Source organism: Desulfomicrobium baculatum DSM 4028 (assembly GCF_000023225.1).
Taxonomy (GTDB): Bacteria; Desulfobacterota; Desulfovibrionia; order Desulfovibrionales; family Desulfomicrobiaceae; genus Desulfomicrobium; species Desulfomicrobium baculatum.
In genome coordinates this window covers 1,548,178-1,572,127 of sequence record NC_013173.1, presented here as the reverse complement: position 1 = coordinate 1,572,127, position 23,950 = coordinate 1,548,178, and the positions used below count along the sequence as shown (strand labels likewise).

The 23,950-nt window shown below is 59.8% G+C and carries 27 protein-coding genes; 12 read left to right on the top strand and 15 right to left on the bottom strand.

Translation table 11 applies throughout. The features are described from left to right. Positions 1-3: 3 nt before the first annotated feature. The 4 genes from DBAC_RS07035 to DBAC_RS07020 all read left to right on the top strand — a co-directional run bounded on the left by DBAC_RS07035 (position 4) and on the right by DBAC_RS07020 (position 2,502). Positions 4-621 carry a carbonic anhydrase gene (locus tag DBAC_RS07035; RefSeq protein WP_015773593.1) on the top strand — a complete coding sequence of 206 codons (618 nt, stop codon included), beginning with the start codon at positions 4-6 and terminating at the stop codon, positions 619-621. Between the two features lie 9 nt (positions 622-630). Further along, the gene (locus DBAC_RS07030) at positions 631-1,071 is read left to right on the top strand and encodes an META domain-containing protein (RefSeq protein WP_015773592.1); all 441 of its coding nucleotides are present in this window, start codon (positions 631-633) and stop codon (positions 1,069-1,071) included. 99 nt (positions 1,072-1,170) lie between these two features. After that, positions 1,171-1,923 carry a pseudouridine synthase gene (locus tag DBAC_RS07025; protein WP_015773591.1) on the top strand — a complete coding sequence of 251 codons (753 nt, stop codon included), beginning with the start codon at positions 1,171-1,173 and terminating at the stop codon, positions 1,921-1,923. A gap of 12 nt (positions 1,924-1,935) precedes the next feature. After that, on the top strand, positions 1,936-2,502 hold the full coding sequence (locus DBAC_RS07020) for a TlpA family protein disulfide reductase (protein ID WP_015773590.1): 567 nt from the start codon (positions 1,936-1,938) through the stop codon (positions 2,500-2,502). On the opposite strand, the gene DBAC_RS07015 is transcribed toward DBAC_RS07020, so the two are convergent. After that, positions 2,499-2,915 (bottom strand): NUDIX hydrolase, encoded by a 417-nt coding sequence (locus tag DBAC_RS07015; RefSeq protein ID WP_015773589.1) that lies wholly within the window; start codon positions 2,913-2,915, stop codon positions 2,499-2,501. The two genes, DBAC_RS07020 and DBAC_RS07015, sit on opposite strands and share 4 nt — an antisense overlap. A 71-nt stretch (positions 2,916-2,986) precedes the next feature. Here DBAC_RS07015 and DBAC_RS07010 point away from each other — a divergent pair, with 71 nt between their 5' ends. The 5 genes from DBAC_RS07010 to DBAC_RS06990 all read left to right on the top strand — a co-directional run bounded on the left by DBAC_RS07010 (position 2,987) and on the right by DBAC_RS06990 (position 5,994). Beyond that, positions 2,987-3,388, top strand: coding sequence for a hypothetical protein (locus DBAC_RS07010; protein WP_015773588.1), 402 nt, complete (start codon positions 2,987-2,989; stop codon positions 3,386-3,388). Next, positions 3,381-3,899, top strand: a complete 519-nt coding sequence (locus tag DBAC_RS07005; RefSeq protein WP_015773587.1) for a P-loop NTPase family protein — start codon at positions 3,381-3,383, stop codon at positions 3,897-3,899. The genes DBAC_RS07010 and DBAC_RS07005 overlap by 8 nt, the downstream gene beginning before the upstream one ends. Beyond that, on the top strand, positions 3,887-4,483 hold the full coding sequence (locus tag DBAC_RS07000; protein ID WP_015773586.1) for a hypothetical protein: 597 nt from the start codon (positions 3,887-3,889) through the stop codon (positions 4,481-4,483). Before DBAC_RS07005 ends, DBAC_RS07000 begins: the two co-directional genes overlap by 13 nt. Continuing rightward, positions 4,480-4,977, top strand: a complete 498-nt coding sequence (locus DBAC_RS06995; protein ID WP_015773585.1) for an ECF transporter S component — start codon at positions 4,480-4,482, stop codon at positions 4,975-4,977. Before DBAC_RS07000 ends, DBAC_RS06995 begins: the two co-directional genes overlap by 4 nt. A gap of 393 nt (positions 4,978-5,370) precedes the next feature. Then, positions 5,371-5,994 (top strand): LysE family translocator, encoded by a 624-nt coding sequence (locus DBAC_RS06990; protein ID WP_015773584.1) that lies wholly within the window; start codon positions 5,371-5,373, stop codon positions 5,992-5,994. 196 nt (positions 5,995-6,190) lie between these two features. On the opposite strand, the gene DBAC_RS06985 is transcribed toward DBAC_RS06990, so the two are convergent. The 13 genes from DBAC_RS06985 to DBAC_RS06930 form a co-directional block, all read right to left on the bottom strand. Further along, positions 6,191-6,832, bottom strand: coding sequence for a cytochrome b/b6 domain-containing protein (locus DBAC_RS06985; protein ID WP_015773583.1), 642 nt, complete (start codon positions 6,830-6,832; stop codon positions 6,191-6,193). A 5-nt stretch (positions 6,833-6,837) separates the two neighbouring features. After that, entirely contained in the window at positions 6,838-8,403 is a 1,566-nt protein-coding gene (locus DBAC_RS06980; protein ID WP_492207377.1) for a tetrathionate reductase family octaheme c-type cytochrome, read from the bottom strand. Positions 8,404-8,686: 283 nt separating this feature from the next. Further along, entirely contained in the window at positions 8,687-10,504 is a 1,818-nt protein-coding gene (gene uvrC, locus DBAC_RS06975) for an excinuclease ABC subunit UvrC (RefSeq protein WP_015773581.1), read from the bottom strand. Then, on the bottom strand, positions 10,501-11,775 hold the full coding sequence (gene pcnB, locus DBAC_RS06970; protein WP_015773580.1) for a polynucleotide adenylyltransferase PcnB: 1,275 nt from the start codon (positions 11,773-11,775) through the stop codon (positions 10,501-10,503). The genes uvrC and pcnB overlap by 4 nt, the downstream gene beginning before the upstream one ends. A gap of 77 nt (positions 11,776-11,852) precedes the next feature. Next, complete coding sequence (locus tag DBAC_RS19985) at positions 11,853-12,050, bottom strand: dual CXXC motif small (seleno)protein (protein ID WP_015773579.1); 198 nt, start codon at positions 12,048-12,050, stop codon at positions 11,853-11,855. Further along, the gene (locus DBAC_RS06965) at positions 12,050-12,898 is read right to left on the bottom strand and encodes an HDOD domain-containing protein (RefSeq protein WP_015773578.1); all 849 of its coding nucleotides are present in this window, start codon (positions 12,896-12,898) and stop codon (positions 12,050-12,052) included. The genes DBAC_RS19985 and DBAC_RS06965 overlap by 1 nt, the downstream gene beginning before the upstream one ends. 13 nt (positions 12,899-12,911) lie before the next feature. Continuing rightward, positions 12,912-13,370, bottom strand: coding sequence for a hypothetical protein (locus tag DBAC_RS06960; protein WP_015773577.1), 459 nt, complete (start codon positions 13,368-13,370; stop codon positions 12,912-12,914). Next, on the bottom strand, positions 13,370-14,188 hold the full coding sequence (murI, locus tag DBAC_RS06955) for a glutamate racemase (RefSeq protein WP_015773576.1): 819 nt from the start codon (positions 14,186-14,188) through the stop codon (positions 13,370-13,372). The genes DBAC_RS06960 and murI overlap by 1 nt, the downstream gene beginning before the upstream one ends. 1 nt (position 14,189) lies before the next feature. Further along, entirely contained in the window at positions 14,190-14,819 is a 630-nt protein-coding gene (locus DBAC_RS06950) for an NUDIX hydrolase (protein ID WP_015773575.1), read from the bottom strand. A gap of 4 nt (positions 14,820-14,823) precedes the next feature. Continuing rightward, the gene (locus DBAC_RS06945; protein WP_015773574.1) at positions 14,824-16,125 is read right to left on the bottom strand and encodes a pyridoxal phosphate-dependent aminotransferase; all 1,302 of its coding nucleotides are present in this window, start codon (positions 16,123-16,125) and stop codon (positions 14,824-14,826) included. 121 nt (positions 16,126-16,246) lie between these two features. Beyond that, positions 16,247-17,668, bottom strand: a complete 1,422-nt coding sequence (locus tag DBAC_RS17785) for a P-loop NTPase (protein WP_015773573.1) — start codon at positions 17,666-17,668, stop codon at positions 16,247-16,249. A gap of 12 nt (positions 17,669-17,680) precedes the next feature. Beyond that, a complete protein-coding gene (locus DBAC_RS17780) occupies positions 17,681-20,419 on the bottom strand; it encodes an HDOD domain-containing protein (RefSeq protein ID WP_015773572.1) in 2,739 nt (912 codons plus the stop codon). Between the two features lie 16 nt (positions 20,420-20,435). Continuing rightward, positions 20,436-20,621, bottom strand: coding sequence for a SlyX family protein (locus tag DBAC_RS06930; RefSeq protein WP_167320923.1), 186 nt, complete (start codon positions 20,619-20,621; stop codon positions 20,436-20,438). A gap of 136 nt (positions 20,622-20,757) precedes the next feature. On the opposite strand from DBAC_RS06930, the gene DBAC_RS06925 reads away from it, so the two are divergent. The 3 genes from DBAC_RS06925 (at position 20,758) to DBAC_RS06915 (ending at position 23,171) form a co-directional block, all read left to right on the top strand. After that, entirely contained in the window at positions 20,758-21,138 is a 381-nt protein-coding gene (locus DBAC_RS06925) for a hypothetical protein (protein WP_015773570.1), read from the top strand. Positions 21,139-21,243: 105 nt separating this feature from the next. Continuing rightward, entirely contained in the window at positions 21,244-21,867 is a 624-nt protein-coding gene (locus DBAC_RS06920; RefSeq protein ID WP_015773569.1) for a nitrite and sulfite reductase 4Fe-4S subunit, read from the top strand. Beyond that, positions 21,864-23,171 (top strand): 4Fe-4S binding protein, encoded by a 1,308-nt coding sequence (locus tag DBAC_RS06915; protein ID WP_015773568.1) that lies wholly within the window; start codon positions 21,864-21,866, stop codon positions 23,169-23,171. Before DBAC_RS06920 ends, DBAC_RS06915 begins: the two co-directional genes overlap by 4 nt. On the opposite strand, the gene aroL is transcribed toward DBAC_RS06915, so the two are convergent. After that, positions 23,168-23,824, bottom strand: a complete 657-nt coding sequence (gene aroL, locus DBAC_RS06910) for a shikimate kinase AroL (RefSeq protein WP_050762059.1) — start codon at positions 23,822-23,824, stop codon at positions 23,168-23,170. The two genes, DBAC_RS06915 and aroL, sit on opposite strands and share 4 nt — an antisense overlap. Positions 23,825-23,950: the final 126 nt, after the last annotated feature.

The window sequence follows — 23,950 nt, the reverse complement described above, 5'->3', positions numbered from 1 at the left end:
AAAATGAAAGAAATCAGCAAGCTGCTTGATAATAACAAGACCTGGGCCCAGAACGTCGAAAAGAACATCCCCGGTTTTTTCCGCAAACTGGAGAACCAGCACAAGCCAAAATTCCTGTGGATCGGCTGCTCGGACAGCCGGGTCCCGGCGGACCAGCTTATCGGCGTCATGCCGGGCGAGGTCTTTGTGCATCGCAATATCTCGAATCAGGTCATCAACACCGACATCAACCTGATGTGCGTGTTGCAGTACGCCATCGACGTGCTCAAGGTGAAGCATATCATCGTCTGCGGTCATTACGGCTGCGGCGGCATCGAGGCGGTCATGCAAGACCAGACTCCGGGCCTGTTGGCCCATTGGCTGGAAAACGTGCACGACCTGATGGAACGCAAGGGCCGCCCCAATCTCGACGACATGTGCGAACTCAACGTCAAGCTGCAGATCCGCAATCTGGCCTTGAACAGCATCGTGCGCAAGGCATGGCAGCGTGGTCGCAACCTCTATCTGCATGGCTGGATCTATTCCATTTCCAACGGCCTGATCCACGACCTGTGCATCACGCGCGGCCCGGACAAGCAGGAAGAGGAACCCCTTGAAGCTCCACTGCGTCCGAAACATTAGGAGAATGCAGTGAAAAAACTCATCCTGATAACGATTTTCGCCTGTACGGCGTTGTGGGGCTGCGTGCATGCCGACAACAAAAACATCGATACGTCCCTGGATCTGATGGACGCGCGCATTCTGGATACACGCTGGAAATTGGTGGAGCTTTGGGGAAAACCCGTGGCGGAGGTCGAACGGTATCCGTTTATCCAACTCCATGCCAAGGAGGGACGCATCTCGGGCTTCGGCGGATGCAACAGCTTCGGTGGCGGCTATGAGCTCAAGGCCGGCAACCGCGTCCGCTTCACGAACATGGCCAGCACCATGATGGCTTGTCCGGACATGGACTCGGAGCAGGAGCTTTTCAACGTGCTGTCCATGACGGACAATTTCGCCTGTGACGGCAAAACCCTTGCCCTGTACAAGGCGCGCATGGCCCCCCTGGCCAGGTTCGAGGCCGTGCGCTGACATCCCGGAACGCGAGGGCTCCGCGCGGAGCCTTTCGTTTTTCGTCCCGACGCGCCTTTTTGCTTGCCCTGTTCCCGCTATCTTCCTATTTGTTCGCCCATGCCAGAAAACAGCCCCGTTCGTTTGAACAAATATCTTGCCGATGCCGGCATAGCCTCCCGTCGCGGAGCCGACGCCCTGATCCAGGGCGGGCGAGTCTGCGTGAACGGCCTTATCCAGCGCGAGCCCGGGACCAGGGTCATTCCCGGCCAGGACACGGTGCTCTGCAACGGCGCACCGGTCTCGGCCAAGCAGAATGCACCGTCCTCCTACATCATGCTGCACAAGCCGGTGCATACGGTGACCACGGTCAATGATCCCCAGGGCCGCAAGACCGTCGTCGACCTGCTGCCCGAAGAACTCCGCACGCTGCGCCTCTTTCCCGTGGGACGGCTCGATTACATGTCCGAGGGCCTGCTCCTCTTGACCAATGACGGCGAGGTCACCCTGCGCCTGACCCACCCCAGCTACGAACACCCGAAAAAATACGAGGTGCTGGTGCGCGAGGCGGTGACGGAGAAATCCCTTGGCATCATGCGCCAGGGCATGCGCCTGCAGGAAGGTGAACGGCTGGCTCCGGTGGAAGTCGAAAGCGCCTCCGATGCCGGCGGGGCGACGCTCTTGCGCATGACTCTGCGCCAGGGCGTGAACCGTCAGATCCGGCGTATGTGCCGCGACCTGGGGCTGACCATCCTGCGACTGCGTCGCATTGAATTGGGACCGTTGTTTTTGGGGAATCTTGAACCCGGAAAATGGCGCGCCCTGACCGACGCCGAAATAAAGACCCTGAAATCAAGCCTTGGTCTCGACTGACCCTGGAGGCGCATGAACAGTATCGCAACCAAACCAATCACCGGATTTTTATGCGCGGTCCTGCTGTTGCTGCTGCTGGAGGCGGGCGCTGCCATGCTGCTCGTGAGCAGCGTGGGCTCGGCAGACGATGCCCAGGCCCTTCCGCCCATGACCCGTCTGCATGATCTGCAGGCAACCTTCTCGGATCTGGGTGGTCAAAGCTTCACGCTGGCCGATTTGCGAGGCAAGGTCGTGGTCATCAATCTGTGGGCCACCTGGTGCCCGCCGTGCCGGGCGGAGATGCCTTTTCTGGAAGGATTGTGGAAGAAATTCCAGGACAATGACCAGGTCCAGGTGCTGTGCATCAGCAAGGAGACCCTGGCGGAAGTGCGCCAGGACCCCCTGGCGAAATCACTGACCATGCCCCTATATGTCTTCACCTCGCCGGCGCCGCCGGAGCTGGATCCCGAAGGACTGCCGACGACATACATCTTCAATCGTCAAGGCAAGGTGGTCTTTGCGCATACGGGCATCGCCCAGTGGGATGCACCGGAAATCGTCGCCTATCTGGACGCCCTGGCCAAGGCGACGAGCAATTAGGGGCGGGTGTGGGCCAGAACCTGACGAAACGATTCGCGGTTGGAATCCCAGTGCAACTGGGCATCGACATCCCCGGCGTCAAACCAATAGTAGCCGATATGCTCTGCGGAGAGGACCACTTTTTCGACTCTGACCCGGGCCAGGTAGATGGGCTTGCGCAACTCGATGCGCGCGTCGGGGATGCAGAAAGAGAACTCGGGGATGACCACTTCCAGCTGCTCCGCGGTCAGCGTCACGCCCGTCTCCTCTTCCACTTCGCGCAGACAGGCTTCGATGCAGGGCTCGTCGGGGCCTCGTCCGCCGGTCACGGGTTGCCAGTATTCATCATGGCGATGGGTCACGGGGCAGCGCAAGAGCAGAAATCGGTCTTCCAGATCATTGTAGAGCCAGCATTCGATACTGAATTTTATCATGGGACAACTCTTTTGCACCACCGCCTTTCCCCGTCAAGCAAAACAAGGCCCATCCGCCCGCTGGAGCGCCCATGAGCTTCGCGACTCTTGCGGAATATGGCCGCGACTATTGTGTCATCGACACGCATAATCTCTTTGTCGGCACCACGCTGGAGGATGAAATTCTGCTTTTGGGAGCGGGCGACGACCTTTTTTCCGTCATTGCCCAGGAGTGCTCCCGCTTCGGCCTGCAGCTTGAGCCCGGCCGCAAGCTTCCCTCCTATTCAGGCGGCGAGCAGAGCATCATCTGCTGCCTGTTGCTCATGCACCTGCTGCCCAAGGAAAAGCTGTGCGTCCTCCTGGTCCACGTGCTGGAGACCCTCTCCCCGCGCAATCGCAGCCTCCTTCTGGACAGATTCGCCGCCCTTCTTCCGGCCGCGTCGCTCTCGGTGCTGACGGAAAACGGACCCAAACCCCTGGCCGATCATGTTTGAACTCGCTGCTCGGACCTATCCCGTCGCGCAGGCCGGACTGAACTTCGTCCTTGACCGCGCCCTTGAATTGCCGAGGCACAGCTGCCTGTATCTGAGCGGGGACAACGGCGCGGGCAAGAGCACCTTTCTGGAACATGTTCTCATTCCCAGCCTGCGCAAAAAGCACAGCCTGCTCTATCTGGCCCAGGACATGGAGCTGCAACAGAACACCATCCGCACCACCCTGGCCCTGCTCGGACACGATGTCCCTGATTCTTTGGCGGACATGGCCGTGGCCTGGGTCAGAACCAGCGGGTGCCGGGACACCATCATTCTTGACGAGTTCGACAAATACGTGAGCACTGAGCAACTAAAGGCTCTGAACCTGCCCGGATTCGACTGGGTCGTGCAGGTCTCGCATCTGCCGCGACGTGAGCGATGCACCGAATTTTCCCATGGTTTTGAGCTGGCCTTCGAGAGGCAGGAAGGAACGGACGTCAACGTAAGGCTCACACAGTTATGGCCACGTTGAAACTGCTTGGCATCTTCGGGCTGCTCGGGGCCTATTTCCGGTTTTTCGTCTTCGGGGCCGGTTATGAGCAGGTGGACCTCCAGGCCGTTTTGCTGCTTGCGTTCCTGGCTGTCAGCGTCTGGAGGAATGGCCCGAGAGGCACCGTGCAGGCCATGTGGTTCATCCTGCCCTTTGTGCTGTCCCTGATTCTTTTCGGCGCGATCTTTCAGTGGATCGGGCTCATGGGCCGCACCGACTGGATTCACGATTCGCTCATAAAAGCCCTGGTCTTTCCCAATTCCTTTTTGGCCGTGAAGCTCGGCCTTGAAGCCATCACCTTTCGCGACATCGTCCATCTCCCACTTGGCGCGGGAGGACGACGCAACGCCATCGTCTTGAAGGCCGTGATGGAAAAATGTACCCCACTGCTGCACCGTTACCGTTTTTTCATGGACCTGACCCCGCATTTCGACGGCCGACGTTGGCACAGGTTCCAGCGTCTGTGCGCGGTCATCGTGGCCGCCTACATCAGCATCTACGGCCAGGCCGAAAAGACCCAGGCCCTGTTTGACCACCGCACCAGATATATGAGGAAAGAAAAATGAAGAACATCAAGATAGCCGCCCTGTCCATCGTGGCCCTGACCTGCCTGACCACCCTCTTCGTGCGCATCCCGCTGCCGAGCCGTGGGTATTTCAACGTGGGCGATGTGGCCGTGGTCTTCGGTGGTTTGGTCCTTGGCTTCATGAATCCGAGACAGGGCATCTTGTGGGCGGTCGGAGCCTGCGGCATCGGTTCGGCCCTGGCCGACATCCTGGGCGGATTCGCGGTTTTCGCGCCCCTGACCTTCGCCGCCAAGGGCGCGGAAGGCGCGCTTGCCGCCGTAGCCGCAAGCAGGACCGGGGCGGCCCGCTACACGGTGCTCGCCCTTGGCGGAGCGGCCATGGTCGGAATCTACTTTTTCGGAGAAGTCATGATGCCCAACATCGGCCTGCAGGGCGCAGTGGCCGAAATCCCGGCCAACCTGATCCAGGCCGTGGGCGGCGCAGTGGGCGGCATGTTCGCGGCCACTGCGCTCAAGAAGACAAAAATGATCTGATAATGGGATTACTCGGCAGTGACGACCCGGCTGGAAGCAGAAGCCGGGTCGTCCTTCTCGCGGGGCCGGGTGGTCAGATCTTTAATCTTGAATTTTCCTAAGCAACCCACACTTCAAGCCACAGTCATCTGCTTGACCTCTTTACAAATCCTCGGAAGCTGTCTGTCTGCGGCTATTTCGAGATCGTAATCCATCCGCAGGCAGAGCCAGAATGATGCAGAATTACCAAACTAGATGGACAGCCTGTTAGACTGTTGAAAATGAGAACCTATAACGTCCGGTCCAATTGGATGCTACTCCACGCGTTGTCGCACTGGCCCGGCTCCATCTTGACATTCTGCCCTTTCTCCAAGACCTTCCGATACCTACATACGCTACTCCTCGGAGATGTTCATGAGCCCTGATACCTATCTCGCCTTTCTCTTGGCCACCATAGTAGTCTTGGTCATTCCTGGACCGACTATCATGTTGGTGGTGAGTTGTTCGCTGACCCAAGGCAAACGCTTAGCCCTGCCGCTAGCCCTGGGCGTCGGTCTTGGCGACACCGTGGCAATGATTGCGTCCATGGCCGGGCTTGGCGCATTGCTTGCCACCTCGGCCACGCTGTTCACTGTGCTCAAGTGGGTAGGTGCGTTCTATCTCGTCTACTTGGGCGTAAAGACCTTTCGAACCAACCCCGTGTCGGGCAAGGACTTGCCGCGTGTTGCTTCTGTATCGCGCGGGGCCAGCGTGTTCCGTGCATTTGCGGTTACGGCTACCAATCCCAAGTCTATTGCCTTTTTCTGCGCCTTCATGCCTCAGTTCATCAATCACGCCGAACCGGTCATGGCTCAAGTCCTCATCCTTGGATCGACCTTTGTGATCCTGGCGGTAGTCAACGCCACTTTGTACGCGCTTCTGGCGGCCAGGGCGCGATACGCAGTGACGAATCCCCGGATCATGAAGATGGTCAACTGGGCAGGTGGCTCTGCCCTGATCGGCGCGGGGGTTTTGACCGCTGCCATACGGCGGACGTGAAATCGGCGGAGCAGGGTTCAAGGGGCTGGGGTCTTGAATCTTGAATTTTTCTAAGCACCACAAAAAGCCGCAATCTGTTCCATCACAGGTCGCGGCTTTTACATTCGGGGTCGGTCAGAAGCTTCGAAAACCAAAAAGGTGCAAAACCGCGGCCAGCCACCCGGCCGACCGCGGTTTTGCGTTGGGAGGGAGGATTCTATCTTTTCTTCTGCACTTCCCACTCCGCCACTTCGCCCTCTTCCACTTCTTCCCAGCCGCTGAACATGGCGGAGATGTGGCTGGTCAGGGTGTGGCCGGTGGTGGTCATGTAGACGTGGACGATGATGAAAGCCAGGATGGCAAACGCGCAGGCCAGGTGGATGAGCGCCAGGAGGCGCAGGTCCAGGAAGGTCCAGTTCCAGATGGCCCAGTCGTTGTAGAGGTAGTACAAAAGCCCCGTGCCCATCTGCAGGGTCAGCAGGATCGCGGTCAGGCCCAGGTAGGTCAGGCGCTGCAGGGGGTTGTGCTTGGTCTCCTTGGATTTTTTGACCGGGTGCGGCAGCCCCTTGAAAATGCCGGAGGAATAATAGCCAATGACCTCGAAGAGCTTCTTGGTGGTCGGGATGTACTGCCGCCATTCACCCGTGGTCACGACCCAGAAGACGATGAAGATGAAGAGGATGACCCAGGTCAGGCCGAGGAAATTATGGTACTCCACCGCCTTCTGGAAGCCGAACAGGGTGAAGGTGCCATGGACCTCGAAACCGGTCAGCAGCAAGAGGAAGATGAGCAGGGACTGAACCCAGTGCCAGAAACGCTCGAACCTCGTGTACAGGTAGATTTTCTTTTTTGTGCTCATATCAATCACTCCTTGCGACGTCCGACGCTGCTCACAAAACGCCCCAGCCCATGCAGGACGACACCCAGAACCGAGGCCGCGACCATGGCCCAGCCGCCCATGTTCAGGAGCTGCACCGAATCACGGCCGGGCATGTAAAAGCCTTCCAGATGGTCGAGCCGACCGCCCTTGGCATGACATTCCACGCAGGCCACGGCCTGTTCCTTGGGCGCGACCATGTGGGTGATGGGGAAGACGTATTCCGTGTCCACGAAATCATACTCGCCGCTGTAGGGCAGCCCGTTGTACTCCTGCCCGATCGCGATGGCCTTGTTCCAGTCGAACTCGGCCCAGTACGCGCCCGATCCTTTGGGGCCAAAGAGCTTGGGAATGACCATAGTCTTGTTGACCTTGTCGTACGGGGTCTTGCCGGTGTGCACCTTGAAGGGGAAGATGCGCGAATTGGGGTCGCCAATGCCTCCGATGGGCCAGGAAACGCGTACCGTCGAGGACGGGTCGATAACGTCCTTGGCCGTGGTGCCCCGGATGGAGCCGTTGAACCACTCGTAGCGAGGAACGACGTTTTTCTGCCATACGAACGAGCCCTTCTTGGCGTCGTAGTCCGCCTTGCCGAACTCGTCCTTCTTCACCTCGCGCTTCTTGTCCCCGGCCGTGGACCAGTCCCAGTGCATCTTGGTCGCATTGATGCGGGCATAGGTCGGGATGTGACACGCCTGACAGGAGACCTTGTCGGTGTGATCGTTGGCTTTCTGGTTGGTTTTGTGCGGCTGCGCGCCGTGGCAGGATTCGCACATGATCTTGGGCGTCAGGTCGTCCTCCAGCAGGCTCTTGCGCTCCGTGGAAGCCGGAGTGGCGTAGATGCGCCCGGCGATATTGTGGGCGTTTGTGGTGTGACAGCGGCTGCAATCGAAATTCTGTCCGTCCGTGCCCATGTGCACGTCGAGCTGCTTGCTTGGCATGGCCATGGACGAGTCCAGGTCGCCGTGTTTGACCGCGTCGCCACCGCCTCCGTAGAAGTGACAGGTGCCGCAGTTGTCGCGCCCCGGACGCCCCACCGACTGCGCCACCGCGTTATAGTCCGGGGGCAGGAATTCTATCTTGCCCTCGAACATGGTTGCGTTGGTCACGGGGTAACCGGACTTGGTCGGGAATTTCTCGTATGTGCCGGTCTGTTCGTGACAGACCAGACAGTCCACCTTTTCGGCCTTGCTGAAATCGAAGTTCTTGTCCTTCCAGCCGTAACCGATGTGGCATGAGGTGCAGCGGGGTTCGTTGGAGCCCACGCTGATGCAGAAATTGTTGACGGACAGGCCGCCCTTGCCTGTTTCCCCGCTGGGGTCGGCCGGGTCCTTCCAGGTCCAGTGGATGGTCTTGTGCAGCTGCATGGCGGCCTGATTATGGCACGTCAGGCAAGCCTTGGTCACTTCTTCAGGCGAACTGAATTGTTGTTTGAGAATCGGATGTTGGGAATGATCGGTGGTGATCCATTTCTGGGCGTCATTCTTGACGGTCTGTCTCGCCAGGGCTCGGCCCGGCGCTTCGCTGTCCTCTGTCGCGGCAAAGGCCACCATGGGGCCCAGGCACACGGCAAGAGCCCCGCAAAGGACCGCCTTCCGTAACGTCTGATTCATAGTCCCTCCATGAAATCTGAAGTGGAAAAACAAGACAAATCCATTTCAGATCATTTTGTACCACAAATGCGAATTCAGGCAAGCAGGCTCTGTGTTACGCAAAATAAATCGGACTGAAAGACTCAAAAAATACCTTTATAACATTGATTGCGAAGATTCATTGTGAAAAAAATGCAGAGGTAAGAGGTAGGCAGGCAAGAAATTTTATAAACAAAAGCGCCGGTCAGTCATTTCCGGGCAGAGTCTTGAGCGCGGCGTGCAGGGCGGCGGCCTTTTTGGGGCCGAATCCGGGCAAGGCGGCCAGATCCTCGATGCGGGCCTGGGTCATGGCCTGTACGGAGTCGAAATGATCCCAGAGCAGACGGGCCGTCTTGGGACCGATTCCGGGCAGATTGTCAAGGTCGGAGGAAAGCTGGGCAGCGCGCTTGTGACGGCGCAGCCGGGAGATGACGAAGCGATGGGCCGTGTCGCGGACATGCTGCAGAAAAAGCAGTTCCGGGCTTCCGGGCCTCAGATTCAGGGGATTCTTGCGCCCGGGCCGGAAAATGACATCGCCCAGCTCTCCCGCCCTGCGGCTCACCCCCTTGGCAATGGAAGCCAAAGGGACGGCAGACAACCCGTTTTCGGCCATGGCGCGTTCCACGGCGCCAAGCTGTCCCTTGCCGCCGTCGATGAGAAGAAGATCGGGCCAGGGAGGGCCGGATTTGGCGCGGCGAGCGGCAAAAGAAGCCAGGGCCAGATAGTCGTCCGCAGTGCCTTCAAGCTCCGGAAACGAATAGACGCGGTAGGCGCTTTTTTCTTCCCTCCCGTCGACAAAGACGACCATGCCCACGCGCATGCCTTCGCCCTGGATGTGCGAGGCGTCCACGCACTCGATGCGTTCCACCTCCCCCTCCACGCCCAAAACCCCGGCCAGTTCCGCCCGAGTGGGTATGGTTCGGCGCTGGCGGAGGGCGTGGGCTTTGGCGTTGGCCGTGGCAATGTCCACCAGCCGACGTTCCTGGTCGCCGCGGGCCTTGGCCACGCTCGCCCTGCCCCCGCGCATGTCGGCCAGGGCGTCTTCCAGCGCCGGATCCTGGCTGCCGAAAGCGGTGATGATGCGGGCCGGGATGAAACGCTCCGCGTTGTAGTACTGCATGAGAAAGGAGTCCGTGAGGCCGGCCTCCGCTTCCGGAGTGTCCACCGCCGCGTCCGCGAACCAGAACGCCTGCCCATCGATGATCCGGCCCTGCCGCACAAAGACGATGGCCAAGGCCGCGCCGTTTTCATGGCCATGCACGCCGATGACGTCCAGATCGCGCCCGTCGGAGAGCACGGCGGCCTGGCGTTCCACGGTCTCGCGCAGGGCGCGGATGCTGTCGCGCAGCCGGGCCGCGCCCTCGAAATCAAGGGCATCGGACAGACGCATCATCTGGTCATGCAGGCCGGCCATGAGTTCGTCGGATTTTCCGGACAGGAAAAGTTCGACCCGGCGCACGACCTGCCGGTACTCCTCTTCGGACACGGGCAGGCAGCACGGTCCCAGGCAGCGGCCGATGTGGTACTGCAGGCAGGGACGGGTGCGGTTGGAAAAAACCGTGTCCCGGCATTTGCGCAAGGGAAAGAGGCGGTCGATGACCCGTTTGGTCTCGCGGGCGGACAGGGCCGAGGTGAAGGGCCCGAAATAGACCGAGCCGTCGCGCAGCACCTTGCGCGTCAGGCGCAGGGCCGGGAAGGGATGGTTCCTGGACAGGCAGAAAAGGACGTACTGCTTGTCGTCGCGCAGGACGATGTTGTACTTGGGCCGGTGCTTCTTGATCAGGCTGGCTTCAAGCAGCAAGGCTTCCTTTTCCGTGGAGGTGCACAGAAAATCGATGGTCTCGACCCGGGTCATCATGACCCGCACCTTGGGGGCGAGGCGATGCTCGGGCTGGAAATACGAAGCCAGGCGGCGGCGCAGATGCTTGGCCTTGCCCACATAAATGATTCTGCCCGTGGCGTTCTTCATCAGATACACGCCCGGGCAGGTGGGAAAGCTTGGCAGGATTTTACGCGAGATCATCTGCGACGTCTGCGGGGCGGACGCTTGCGCGGCGGACGGCCCTGCTGTCCCCGTGGATCCGTGCGCAGAACCTGGGGGTTTTCCGCTTCCATTTCGCTGCGCAGACTGCCCCACATTTCCGCCGGTCCCAGATCCGCCCCGCTGACCAGCAGACCGAGCTGATAAAGGGCCAGGGTTTCGGGAAAGCACTCGTGGGCCACGAAGCCGCGCTTGGAAAAACGCTTTTTCTTGTCCGGCTCGAAACGGGTCTGATTGGCCATGATCTGAATCATGCGTGAACACATCCATTTGGGCATGCTCATGCGCACGCAGATGGGCTGCAAAAGATCCTCAAGCATGGCGTTGTAGACCACCCGCTCGCCGTCGGCCTCGTATCGGGCCGCGATATGCCGCACCGGCGCGGAAAAAAGGGCGGCGAAAACCAGCACCGGCTCGACCTTGCCCACGGTTCTGATACGGCGGTCCAGATGCTCAAGCCACGTCCACAGGATCGAATCCTGTCCGTGATCGTGATCGAGAAAGTCCGCAATCTCGGGCAACAGGTTGTGCAGCAGCCCGGTCTTGTAGAGCAGGCGGACGGCTTTTTCCCCGGAGCCGTAGGCGAAAAGCTTCTGCAGTTCCTCGAAAACACGGGGCGGCGAGGCTTTGAGGATTTCCTCGTGGTGGCGCATGATGGCGTTGTAGGTCGCGGGCTCGATATGAAAATCAAGTCGCGCGGCGAAACGCACGGCCCGGATCATGCGCACCGGGTCTTCCCGGAAGCGGATGTTCGGGTCGCCGATGCAGCGGATAAGGCGGTTCTCTATGTCGGAGAGGCCCCCGACGTGGTCGATGATGGAGAAGCGCTCGACCTCGTAGAACAGGCCGTTGATGGTGAAATCACGGCGCAGGGCGTCTTCCTCGGGCGTGCCGTAACAGTTGTCGCGCAGCATGTACAAATCTTCATCGCCGTTCTCCTCTTCCTGGTCCGGACAGCGCCGAAAGGTCGAGGTTTCGATGACGTGATCGTCGAATCGGATGTGAGCCAGGCGGAACCGTCGTCCGATCAAAAAGTAGTTCTGGAAGATCTTCTTGATCTGGCTTGGCGTTGCGTTGGTGCTGACGTCAAAATCCTTGGGCGTGCGTCCAAGCAGCAGGTCGCGAACACCGCCGCCCACCAGATAGGCGGTAAAACCCTTGCGCACCAGACGGTACATGACCTTGAGCGCATCGGGATGGATGTTTTGGCGGGAAACAGAATGTTCCGATCGGGGAATTATAACTGAAGTCATAGGGTTGTAAGAAATCCTGTGCGCAAAATGTTACTCCCGGCCCCTGCGCGGGAGCCGGTCCGATAATCGTGCAGGGCCTAGACCCTGTCGCAGGGAAAATTGGCCAGATACTCTTCCAGCAGGTCGTCAAGATTGGTGCCAAACTCCTGCAATCCAAAGGTAGCGCCGCAAGACTTGCAGCGAAGCTCCACGGCCCGTCAGGTGCGACGGACCTGCAGCATGCCGTGGCATTTCGTGCAACGCAGCCGTGTCCGGAATTCGTTTTGACCGGGCATCATGCGAATGCCCCCTCGATGCTTTGGACGCACTGGCGCACGTCGTCAATGATCTGCTCGTAATCGACTTCCGCCGATGGCAGCTCTGTCCCGTTCAACCAGAAATCAGCAGGTTTTTTGGGGTGGAAATTGGATTCCGTTATCATGATCACGTGCCTGGAGAGGCGAAGCAGATTGTGCAGCTCAGGATAGCGGCCTTTGAAAACGTGGTTTTCAAAGCCGTATTGGGCGACGACTTCGCAGAGGGGCAAAGGGAAACCCCAGGTTTTGAGCACCGCATGGCCTGCTGAAAAATGATCGAATCCGTCAAACCAGAGACGCTCTTCCTCGAAGAAGGAGGGCAAATCCTGTTCATCGTCACGGGTGAAGAATTCCTGGAAACGATCCTGAAAATTGACCAGCAGCACCACGTAGCCGATATTGTGTATAAGTCCCAGACATTCGATGCATTCCATGCCCTCGGCATCAAGGGCGTAGGCGTCCGGAACGGAGGAGACGAATTTCTGCATGAACACGTTGGCGGTCAGACTCTGTTGCCAGATCCGGCGCAGGATTCCGCTGATTTCCGAGGATTCATGGAAGAACGCCGATCTGAGCACGACCTGGTACACGATGCGCTTGATTTCCCGCTGCCCCAGACGGACCAGGGAGGTCAGGATATCAGTGGAATTGTTGGCCTCGTGATACATGGGCGAGTTTGCGCAAGCGATGATATTGCCAAAGATGACCGGGTCAAGCTTGGCCTGGGCCGCGATCTGTTTGACCGTGGCATTCGATGTGTTCAGCAACGTAATGAGGTCAAGACCGACCGGGCTGATACCGGGAAGATCAAAACTGAGTTTGTCCATGTTTTCCGTCGAATTATTTGAGCGCGGGCATAGCCCGCCACCCGAGTTGAACCGCAGCCCACAGCCCGATGAGCGCGGCTTCGGCCGCGTCATGGCCTGGAACGGTCGGAGAAGACCAGCCTTCGCGTCGTAAAATTATGGACACCAGAGCGCAGGCTGCCGCCTTTGCCTTCTGTCCGCTGGCCCGCTGCCGTGGGAGCAGAAACTGCTCGCGCCAGCGCTCGGCCTGGATGATCATGCAGGGCAGATTTCTTTTGGCAGCCGCGTGCTCCCATATACCTGCCGTCTGCCCGCCCCCTTCCACTACCAGAAACTGTAAATGGGGCAATTCAAAAAGTACCCGGGCCGCGGCTTTTTTGAGCCGTGTCGTGGTGCCCAGATTGTGCGACCTGCACCAAAGCAGACGTCCGTCGCGGTCCAGAAGAGCGAGGCCCGTACGCACCCCCGCGTCCACGGCCAGCAATGCGGACATCAGAGATCCACGATCTCCACATCGGCAGGATCGAGCGGATGATGCATGAACACCCCGCCGACCCTGGCAAAGCGTCTGGCGCCGTCCGTGGCCAGAAAGGTCAGGCAGCGCTCTTTCGTGGTCGAGCAGATGTCGCGGCGCTCCAGCATGTCCTGCACGAATTCCGCCGTGGTGCGGGCGGAGTCGACCAGGGTCACGTCCGGGCCCACGACATCCTGGATGGCATCGGCCAGAACCGGGAAGTGGGTGCAGCCGAGCACCAGCGTGTCGATGCCGGTATCCCTGACCAGGCCGCCCAGATAGCGCTCGGCCACAAGGCTTGCGATCTGCCCATCGCACCACCCTTCTTCGGCCAGGGGCACGAAAAGCGGGCAGGCCTGGGCGAAAACCTGGGCGTCAGGCCGGATGCGCAGGATTTCGCGCTCATACCCACGGGCGTTTACGGTGCTCTCCGTGCCGATGACCCCGATGCGGCCATTTCTGCTCGACCGGCAGGCCGCTTCAGCTCCGGGGCGGATGACGCCGATGACCGGCAGTTCCGGATAGGCCTCCTGCAAGGCTTCCAGGGACACGCCCGTGGCCGTGTTGCAGGCGATGACTAGAAGCTTGATGCCCCTGGCTTTGAGCAGAGCCGTGGTTTGCAGCACGTAGCGCGTCACGGACTTGGCGCTTTTGGTGCCGTAAGGCAGACGCGCCGTGTCCCCGAGATAGAGAAAACTCTCTTTGGGCAACGCTTCGGTCAGCGCCTTCAGCACGGTCAGTCCGCCGATGCCGGAATCAAAAACCCCGATGGGCAGAGTGCATTCGGATTCGTACATATCAATCAAAAGCAGCCGGCCGCAGGGGATCGCGCAGATGGGCGCGGACTTCCTCCAGGTGGCGCTGGTTGGTTCGTTGCATGGACAGGGGCGGCAGGTCGGCAAAGTCGAAAAAATCGACCTCCAGGGTTTCCAGGCTGCCTCTGGCCTCTCCCCCGAGAAGTTCGCAGAGGAAAATCAATTTCACGGCGTGAAAAAACATGCTGGCCTTCTCGCCCCGGTTGGCGTCGAAGGCACCGACGAGTTTCGTGGTCCGCACCACGAAGCCGCTCTCTTCAAGAGTTTCGCGTTCGGCCGTTTCCGAGGGGCGGTCGCCCACGTCGGACCAGCCGCCAGGCATGGCCCATTTTCCGTCGGCACTTTCCCGCACCAAGAGGATGCGTCCGTCACGCACCACCGCCGCGCGCACATCGACCTTGGGCGTTGCGTAACCCGGTTCCAGGGAAAAGGCTCGCTTCACGGCCTGGGCGTCAAGCTGCGAGTGTTCCGCCAAAATTTCCGCCGCGATGTCCGACAGGCGGCTGAAACTCGCCCGGTCATAGGGGCTTTTGGTAAAGGCCAGACCTGTCTGCGCCAGGGATTGAATCTCTCGCGCCCAATCCAGCCAGCGCGGGTTGCAACCTTCGGTCACGGGTTCAGGCCGAGGCCAAGTAACGGGTGATGGCGTCGACGATGGTCCGCCAGGTTTGCAGCCGCTTGGCGTCGTCGGTCTCCAGGAGCGTGACGCGGAAGCCCTTGCGATTGCAGCAGAAGCCTGTCAGTGGCACCACGCAGATGCCGGTGGCGCCGAGCAGGTAGTAGACGAAACGCTTGTCCACTTCCACTCCCTGCACGATCTCCTCGATGTGGGCCTTCACCTTGGGGTTCCCGATTTCAAGGGTCTGCTTGCCGTTTAAAACCCCATCCTCGAACATGACCGACATGTAGAAGGCGCCCTGGGGTTTGATGACCTTGACCCCTTTCACGCCCTGGAACGCTTCCCAGGCCTCCTGGGCGCGGTATTCGAACATCCTGCGCCGGGCGTCGAGGTGGGCCGGATACCGCGGGTCGCCCATGATCGGCGGAATGGAAAGCTGGGGCAGACTGGTGGAGCAGACCTCAAGCATCTTGGCGTTCAAGAGGCTCCTGATGTAGGCGCGAAAATCCGGATTCTTGTCCTTGTTGTAGACTTCGATCCAGCCGCAGCGCCCGCCCGGCCAGGGATATTCCTTGGAAATGCCGCGCAGGGCCATGCCGGGAACCTCGCCGATGACCTCGGACAGACTGCAGGTCGGATGACCGCTGTAGACGATGTTGGCATAGATTTCGTCGGCCAGGACGAAAACATTGTAGCGCCGGGCGATGTCCACGATCTTTTCAATCAGTTCGCATGGATAGACCGCGCCCGTCGGATTGTCGGGATTGATGAACAGGATGCCCGCGATGGAATCGTTGTAGCGGACCTTGTTCTCCAGATCGACCAGATCCGGCATCCAGCCGTTGTTCGGGTCGAGCTCGTAGGTCAGGTGCTCGTAACCGGAATGCGCGGCTTCGGCCGACGAGTGGGTGGAATAGGCCGGAGACGGCCCGATGACCCGGGCTTCGCGCTTCAGGAAGCCGAAAATCTTGGCCACTGCGTCGCCAAGTCCGTTGAAAAATATGATATCGTCGGCCGTGACCTGATAGCTGCCCCGCTTGTTGACCAGCTGGGCCACGAATTCGCGGGTCTCAAGCACGCCCTGCGTGGCGCAATAGCCATAGGTCTTGTCTTGCATGGCAAGACCGGCGATGATCTCCTTGATCCAGCCGGGAACCTGCTCGCCCTTCTCGATGGGGTCGCCGATGTTTTCCCAGGTAATCTCAAGGCCCAGGTTGCGAAGATCCTGAGCCACGGCCACTATCGCCCTGATTTCATAGGTCAGTTTTCCCCAACCCACATGTTCGATGTCTCTGCGCATATGCATTCCCGAATGCTGCAAAATCCGCACGGCCGGATTTCACAGGATGATGACTGCTCCCAAAGAATGGGAAAGAAAGGTGTTTTGCTTATGCCAGGGGGCGGGGATTGTAAATAGGTACCTAGCGTAAGGCGGACTGCAGAATGGTGCGCAATTCGTTGATATGAAAGGGTCTGGGCACCACGGCCACGGTCCGGTGGCGGAATTCCGTCTCCAGTGACGAGTTGCCGAATCCCGTCAGGAGAATAAGGGGGACCTCTGGGATCTGGAGCAGGCAGGAACGGATCAGGGCCTCGGGGCGATCGCAGGAGACCAGGATCAAATTGCAGGTGTCGCGGAATTTGAGGAAATCTCCGTGTCCGGGCGCGAAGGCTTCGCCCTCGTAGCCGACCTCCGCCACGATTTCACCAAGCATGGTCCGCATCTGTTCGTGGTTGCTGAGTACCAGGATGCGCGGTTTCAGGATTCCGCGGGGCTTGCGCAGTCGGTCGAGGGGATTCAGAAAATTGTCCATGGCCAGACGCACCAGGCCGAAACGGTCCCGCACAAAGGCATAGGCCGGATTTTCAAGCAGCTTTTCGCAGAGGCGCGAGGCCTTGTCGAGCATGGCCACCAGCTCCATGTACACGTCGGGCTGGGTGGTATCATTGGTGGGGGCGCTGGAATTGGCGGCGATCTGGCTTAAGCCGAAATCCGGACGCTGCTTCATGCGCACCACGACGTTCTCAAAAAAATCCGCGGGCTTGTTTTTGGCCCAATCCTTGTTCAGGCGTTCGGCCAGGATCTTGGCGATGGACATGATCGCCTGGCTTGCGGGCAGATCGTCGCGCAGGGTCACAAAGGGCTTGCCCAGAGCCGTCATTTTCCGGGCCGCGTCGTCCATGGGTACCGCGCCCAGAAAAAGGGGTTTGAGACCCAGGAACTGCTCCACCGTCTCCTGAAATCGGGTGAAGACCTGTCTGGCCTGCACTCCCGATTCCGAGCGGTTGACCAGGACCAGCGGCGGCCACCACAGCCCGTTTTCCTTGAGCACCTTGATCAGGGCGTAGGCGTCGACCAGGGCGCTGGCCTCGGGATTGACCACCAGAATGATCTCGCGCGTGGCCAGACACAAGGAGACCACCTGGGCGGAGATGCCCGGCGAATTGTCGAGAATGAGGAAATCGTACCCGGAGAGCGCGGAAAATTCGGCCACCAGTCGCTTGCGGTTCGCCACGTCAAGTTCGGCCATGCGGGCCACGCCGTTGCTGCCGGAGAGAAGATCAAACCCGGGTCGCACGGGAACAAGACAGTCTTCCAGAGGCATGGAGTCAAAGAGGACGTTTTCAAGCGTGTGGAGAGGAGACGGCAGCCCCAGATGCACTTCCGCGTTGGACAGGCCGAAATCGGCGTCGAGCAGACAAACCGTGTGCCCGGCGCGATTGAGCGCCAGGGCCAGATTGACGGCCACGGTGGTTTTCCCTGTCCCGCCCTTGCCACTGGCCAGGGCCAGGATGCGGGTGTGACGGGTCCTGGGCTTTGCGGTTGACGGCGAGTGCTGCATTAAAGCCGGGGGTTAATTGTTCGCGGGACAGCCCGAATGTAAAATACCGGAGATGTCGGACAGCAGGGTCTTCAAATGAAAGGGCTTGCGTATACACTTGGCTGCACCAAGACGCAAGGCTTCTTCCAACTCCTCGGAAGAAGCAAGGCCCGTAATGATTATTACGGGCGGAGCGCCGCCGTTGCGACGCAGCAGCTTCAACACGTCGAGCCCGGAATGGATGGGCATGCGGATGTCGAGCAGAATCAGATCGAAAGAACCCGAACGCAATTTACGGACACCTTCATCTCCGTTGGGCGCGGTTTCGACAACATAACCGGCCTCGCGCAGGGTTTCGGAGAGAATGTCGCGAATGTGCTGTTCGTCATCGACGACCAGAATTCTGTGCCCTTTGGTCGCCGTTGGCATGGCGCATTCGGTCTCCAGGCGCACGACCGGCTTTTCAGGAAGGGTCACCGGCGTGGACACCGGCAGTACGACGATCATTTCCGTGCCCTGACCCGGCGTGCTGATCACCTTGATCTCGCCATAATGGTTGGTGACGATGCCATATGCCGTGGACAGCCCCAGCCCCGTGCCCTTTCCTTCGGACTTGGTGGAGAAGAAGGGATCGAAGATGCGCGAAAGATTTTCCGGCGAAATGCCCGTGCCGGTATCCCTGACGGAGATGCTGATGCGCTTTCCGTCGGGCATGAAGGCGGAGCTTACGGTCAGCACCCCGCCTTCTTTCTCCATTGCGTGCTGGGCATTTATGACCAGATTCAGAAAAACCTGCTCCAATTGATTGGCGTCGGCCAGGATGAGCGGCAGGTCCGGGGCAAGGCTCTGAACGATGGGGATGCGGTGGGTTTGGAAAATTGATTCCACTAGGCCGATGATCTTGAGCAACAGGGAATTGATGTCCAGATTGATGACTTGGGGCGCATTGGGTCTGGCAAAGCCCATGAGGCTCTGCAGGATGGACGAGATGCGTTCGATCTGTTCGGAGATCTGGTGCAGGTCCCGGCGCTTCTTCTCGTCGTTTTCACGGCTTTCCAGCAATTGGGTGCGCGCGGAGATGATAGCCAGGGGGTTGTTGATCTCATGGGCCGCGCCTGCCGCCAGTTGCCCCACCGCCGCCAGCCGCTCGGTCTGCAGGAGCTGCAGGTTGATCTGCTGGTTCTTCCACAGGGCCAGGGACAGCTCGTCGGCGCGCAGTTGCAGGCTGTCGAAGAGCCGTACCCGGTCAAGCGAGGCCGAAGCCACGCACGAGACCTGGGAATACCCCATGTATTCCTGGGGGGTCATCTTGGACGGCCGGTCGCCCGAGCGCAGGATGCAAATCTCGCCGGTGAAATCACTGCCGACAAGGGGAAAGAGGCAATATCCTCGCACCACGAAAAATTGCTTGAGCCTGAGCTCCCGGTCCATGAGGGAAGCGCCTTCGTGACGTTCGTGATGCGTCAGCAGAATGGCCTTCAGGTTGTCGGGCAGACTGGTCCCGCCATTCAAGGCCGGCAGGCCGTCACCTTCCAGCGGATAGGAGATGACACGCCGGTGGCCGTTACCGTTCCAGACCAGACCCTGCATAATGCGCTCGGCAGGGACGATCCAGTATACAAAACCGCCACGAACTCCGACACTGTCATGCATGCACATGGCCGCTGATTCGAAAACTTCGTCCGGGGTCCTGGCTTTGCTCATCTTGAGCCCCACCGTGGAGCCCATGCTCGTGAAGCGGTGAGCGTCCTCCAGTCGGCCGTTGGCCAGTTCCAGATCAAGGCTCATGCGCATGAGCTGCTGATTGGCCTTTTGCAGAGATGAAAGAAAAAGGCCGACCTGATCGCCGTCCAGCTCGAAAGGTTCGGCCCTCTCGGCAAAGGCCGGGGCAAAGGCGGTCAGAATCGCCTGCATCTCTTTGTCGCCAAGGCCCAGCACTTCCTGCAGGCCAAGCTGACGCTGCTTTTCGCGGGCCATGACCCGAGGCGAGTCCATGAGGGTCGAATGCGCCAGAATGTTGGCCAGGGCCACGATGGCCACAAGGCGGGTGTTGTCCTTGAAGGTTTCCAGGGCCGCAGCCGTATGATGATGCAGCCAGATGGCGTCGGTCATGGACTGGGGCAGTTTCCATTTCTCGGCAATCCAGCGGCCGACGGCGGTATGATCGGTTTTGAAGACCTGTTGCTCAGCCTCAAGGACGGGCTCGTACAATTCCTCCATCCGCTCCGTGACCTGAACATACTGTTCCTGAAGATGCAGCTGCAGGAAAATCCCGCCGATATCATGCATGATGCCCGCGCCAAAGGCTTCGCCGGCCAGGGCGGGAGACGCCTTGGCCGCGATGAGGGAGGCGAATACGGCCGTGGCCAGGCTGTGTTTCCAGTGCGCGGTCTGAATCGCTTCGGACTTCTTGTCGCCCTTGATCAGGGAATCCTTGATGAGCATGGAGAGCATGAGCGTCTGCGTCACTTTGCTGCCCAGACGATTGAGCCCTTGCTCCACCTGGACCACCTGCCCACGGCTGGCATAGGTAGCGCTGTTTGCGTGCTCAAGAACCTTGACGGTCATGGCGGGGTCGGTCTCGATGATGCGCGCCAGTTTGGAATGGTCGAAGTCCTTGGTCAGAACCAGCCCCAGGATGGTATTGGCGACGGCGGGAAGAGATGGAAGCGCTTCGATCTGTTGCAGGATGGAACGCAGGGACCGGTCCTCGACAGAAGCATTTTTCAAATGCCCCGGGTCTGGCTCATGATGAGAAAAAGAGGTGTCCACTTAAAACTCCGGCCAATCAGTAGTGGGGTGGTTTTTCATCGGGATCGAAAGGCTCCATGGAAGAGATGTCTTGGAGCTTTTTGCCCAAAAGCATCAGCGTGGCTTTGAGCTCCCGAATTTCCTTTTGTTGTTCTATGACAACCACGTTCAGATCATCAACCGTTTTTTGCAAATATATATACTTTATTTCAATATCTTCCATTCGTTTTTGCATGAATTTCCCCAGGGATGTTTTATAAGACCGGCCCCACAGTGCTTTCGGGCTATTCTTACCCTTGACCCGCAAGCACGGTCATGAAAAATACACCGCGAACGACTCGGACGCAAAGGAGAAAAACATGACCAACGCCGACCAGATTTTCACCCCGGCCAGCCTGGACGAAATATTTCCCCCATCGATCACCGACGCCTTTTTTGAAGCACTGTTCGGCGATGCCGAGGACGGCGCCTACGACATCAGGCTCAGATTCGAGGGGCACAGTCAGGAAGAGCTGCGCTTTGCCTTCCATCTCCTGCAACGCCCCGGCATGTGTCTGGCCTGCAATCTGACCTACGGGCTGCCACAGGTTTTCACCCGGCATCCGCTGCTTGGCGTGGGAAAGCTGGCGCAGAGCCTGCCCGAGCGCATCAATGCGAGCATGGCTTCCTGGGCGCTGGGCTCAACTCGCGAAATATCCCGAAGCCTGCATGTCATTCCCTTTACCATCAAGGTTGCGTAACGAACAGCCTTCAATTTCCACAAAATTCACAACAAAATTCGGACGTCGGGAATTTTTGACCTAGGTCAAGGATTCCCGAACTCGTTTCGAGGTACAGGCAACGCCATGAAAGCCCAGCTCCCTGCTCATACGCTCAAAGTCTGCCGTGGCGCTGCCCAATGCCCGCATGCGGTCCTTGGCCGGGATCTGACCACCGAACTCGAAGCGGTGATCGCCGCCTCCGGCTGGTCCGGATTTCTGGCCGGCATGAATCGCCCCATCCGCCATCATCATCAGTTCAGGATGGCCGTGGCGTCCTGTCCCAACGGCTGCTCCCAGCCGCATATCGCGGATTTCGGGCTCATCGCCTTCGCGCGCATCGGGGCCTTGCCGGAGCGCTGCTCGGGCTGCGGCCATTGTGTCGCCGTCTGCGCGGAAAAGGCCCTGCATCTGGAAGACGCCATCCGGCTTGATGTCTCGCGCTGCCTGGGGTGCGCCGCGTGCGCGCGGGTCTGCGCGGACAAGGCCCTGCGTGTGGATGAGACTGGTTACCGAGTGCTCCTGGGCGGCAAACTCGGCCGCCACCCGCGCCTGGCCCATGAACTGGGATTATACAGCCTGCCCCAGGCGCTTGAAATTCTCGGCAATGTTTTAAACGTGCTCATGGAGCAACGGCGACCAGGACTGCGCCTGGGCGAACTCATCGAAAAATTCGGGCGAGAGGAATTCGACCGGCGGGTGCGGCCATGACGCATTTTCTGCGCATCCTCATCGTGCTGTGCAGCCTGACCACGGCCGCGCATTTCCTGCGCTTCGGCACGCTCTGGGACGCGGTCCCCGCCCTGTTCCCGGCGGCGGCCGCGTTTTTTCCGCGCCTGTTGCCCAGGCCCCTTCTCATCCTGGCCGCCCTGGGCGGCGCGCTGCTGTGGGCGTTCCAGGGGGTGGAGCTGGCGTCGTGGCGGATCAATTTCGGCCTGCCCTGGATGCGCCTCGCCCTGATCCTCGGCGCCGTCTGCCTGACTCACCTGGGCCTCGCAGCGCTCCTGACAGGCCGCGCCGGGCAGAAATTCTTCGGCCCCATGCGCGATGCCGACCTGATCAAGACCGCCACGGCCCTGCTGGTGGGCGGCATCCTGCTGCTGGCCCGTGACAAGACGCCCCTCCCCCTGCTCCTTGGAGATCGTTTTTTCCCCGGTTCCGGAATTTTCTGGATCTGTCTTTTCGCTTTTTACGGGGCGCTGGTCAGCGGCTGGTTGCTGACCGACAACAGGGGCAAGGTTCGTGGCCGCATCTGGACCCTGTTTTCGGTCGTTTTTTTCGGCCAGCTCCTGCTGGGCCTTGCCGGATGGAGCATTTTCCTGATGACCGGCAAACTGCACCTGCCCGTCCCGGCCCTGATCCTGGCCGGGCCGCTGTTTCGGGGCGAGGGCTTCTTCATGCCCATCCTGCTCGGCGTGTCCCTTTTACTGGTCGGCCCGGCCTGGTGCAGCTACCTGTGCTATATCGGCGCCTGGGACGACCGCATGGCCCGTCTTGCCCCCGCACGGCCGACCCCCCTGCCCCTCTGGGCGCCGCGTCTGCGGGCCGGATTGCTGCTGGCCACGATCGTCATTCCAGTGGTCCTGCGCCTGCTGGATGTTTCCTGGCCCTGGGCGCTGGGTCTGGCCGCGATCTTCGGAGCGGTCGGGGTCGGGATCATGGCCCTGATCTCGCGCAAAAGCGGGACCATGGTCCATTGCACGGCCTACTGCCCCATCGGGCTGGTCAACAATCTCATCGGGCGCATATTGCCCTGGCGCGTGACCATCGGCAGCGGCTGCACGCAGTGCGGACTCTGCTCCAGGGCGTGCCGCTACAATGCCCTGACCCGCCTGGATCTGGAAAAAGGGCGACCCGGCCTGACCTGCTCCCTGTGCGGGGACTGCCTGCCCCGCTGTCCTCACGGACATCTGGGCTACAGCTTTCCCGGTCTGACCAGGGAGCGTGCGCGCCAGGTTTTCGTGGTTCTGGTGGCCGGTCTGCACACGGTATTCCTGGCCGTGGCCAGGATTTAGTAGCGGTCCAGCACCCGTTCTTTCTCGGAATAATCCCACTCTTTGAGCCCCAGGGCCACGAGCGCGTCGTCGACCAGCTCCTCCACGCTCCTGTGGGCCTGGAGCATGTGGTCCATGCTGGCCATGTACAGGGCTTCGCGTTCGCTCATGATCGCCGCCACCTCGTCGTGCAGTGCCAGGGGGGTCAGGGCCGGACGCTGGGCGGCATTAGGGTCGCGCAGCATGCGCGCGATGAGAAGCCCGGCGTCGGCTGCCAGATAGAAGCTGACCCCGGTGCGGTACATGAGGTCGCGGTTGGCCGGGGAGAGGACGATGCCGCCGCCCGTGGAGATGACCTTGCCCGGAAGCTCCGCCGCGCGGGACAAGGCAGCTTCCTCCAGGCTTCGAAAGGCATCCCAGCCCTGCCCGGCCACGATGGCGTCGATATCCTGCCCGGCCTCGGTCACGACCAGGGCGTCGGTATCGACGAAAGCGCATCCAAGGGCCTCGGCCAACGCCTTGCCCACGGTGGTCTTACCGCTGGCCCGCATGCCAAGCAGGTAAATATTTTTCTTTTGCAGGGAAAAAGGTTCACGTTTGAACTGTCCCGGACGAAAGGTCATGCTGGCGGCGGCGTCATCGACTTCCACTTTCTTCTTGATAAAACTTGTCATTTATCTCCTCCTTCTGTGATGCGGTCACAGGAATGGGCGAAAAGCATGCAAATTGCAATGCCCTGACGCCATGGTCGCCGCATTGACTGGCAAATGGCAAACAGCTAGCAACTCAATTATACGACA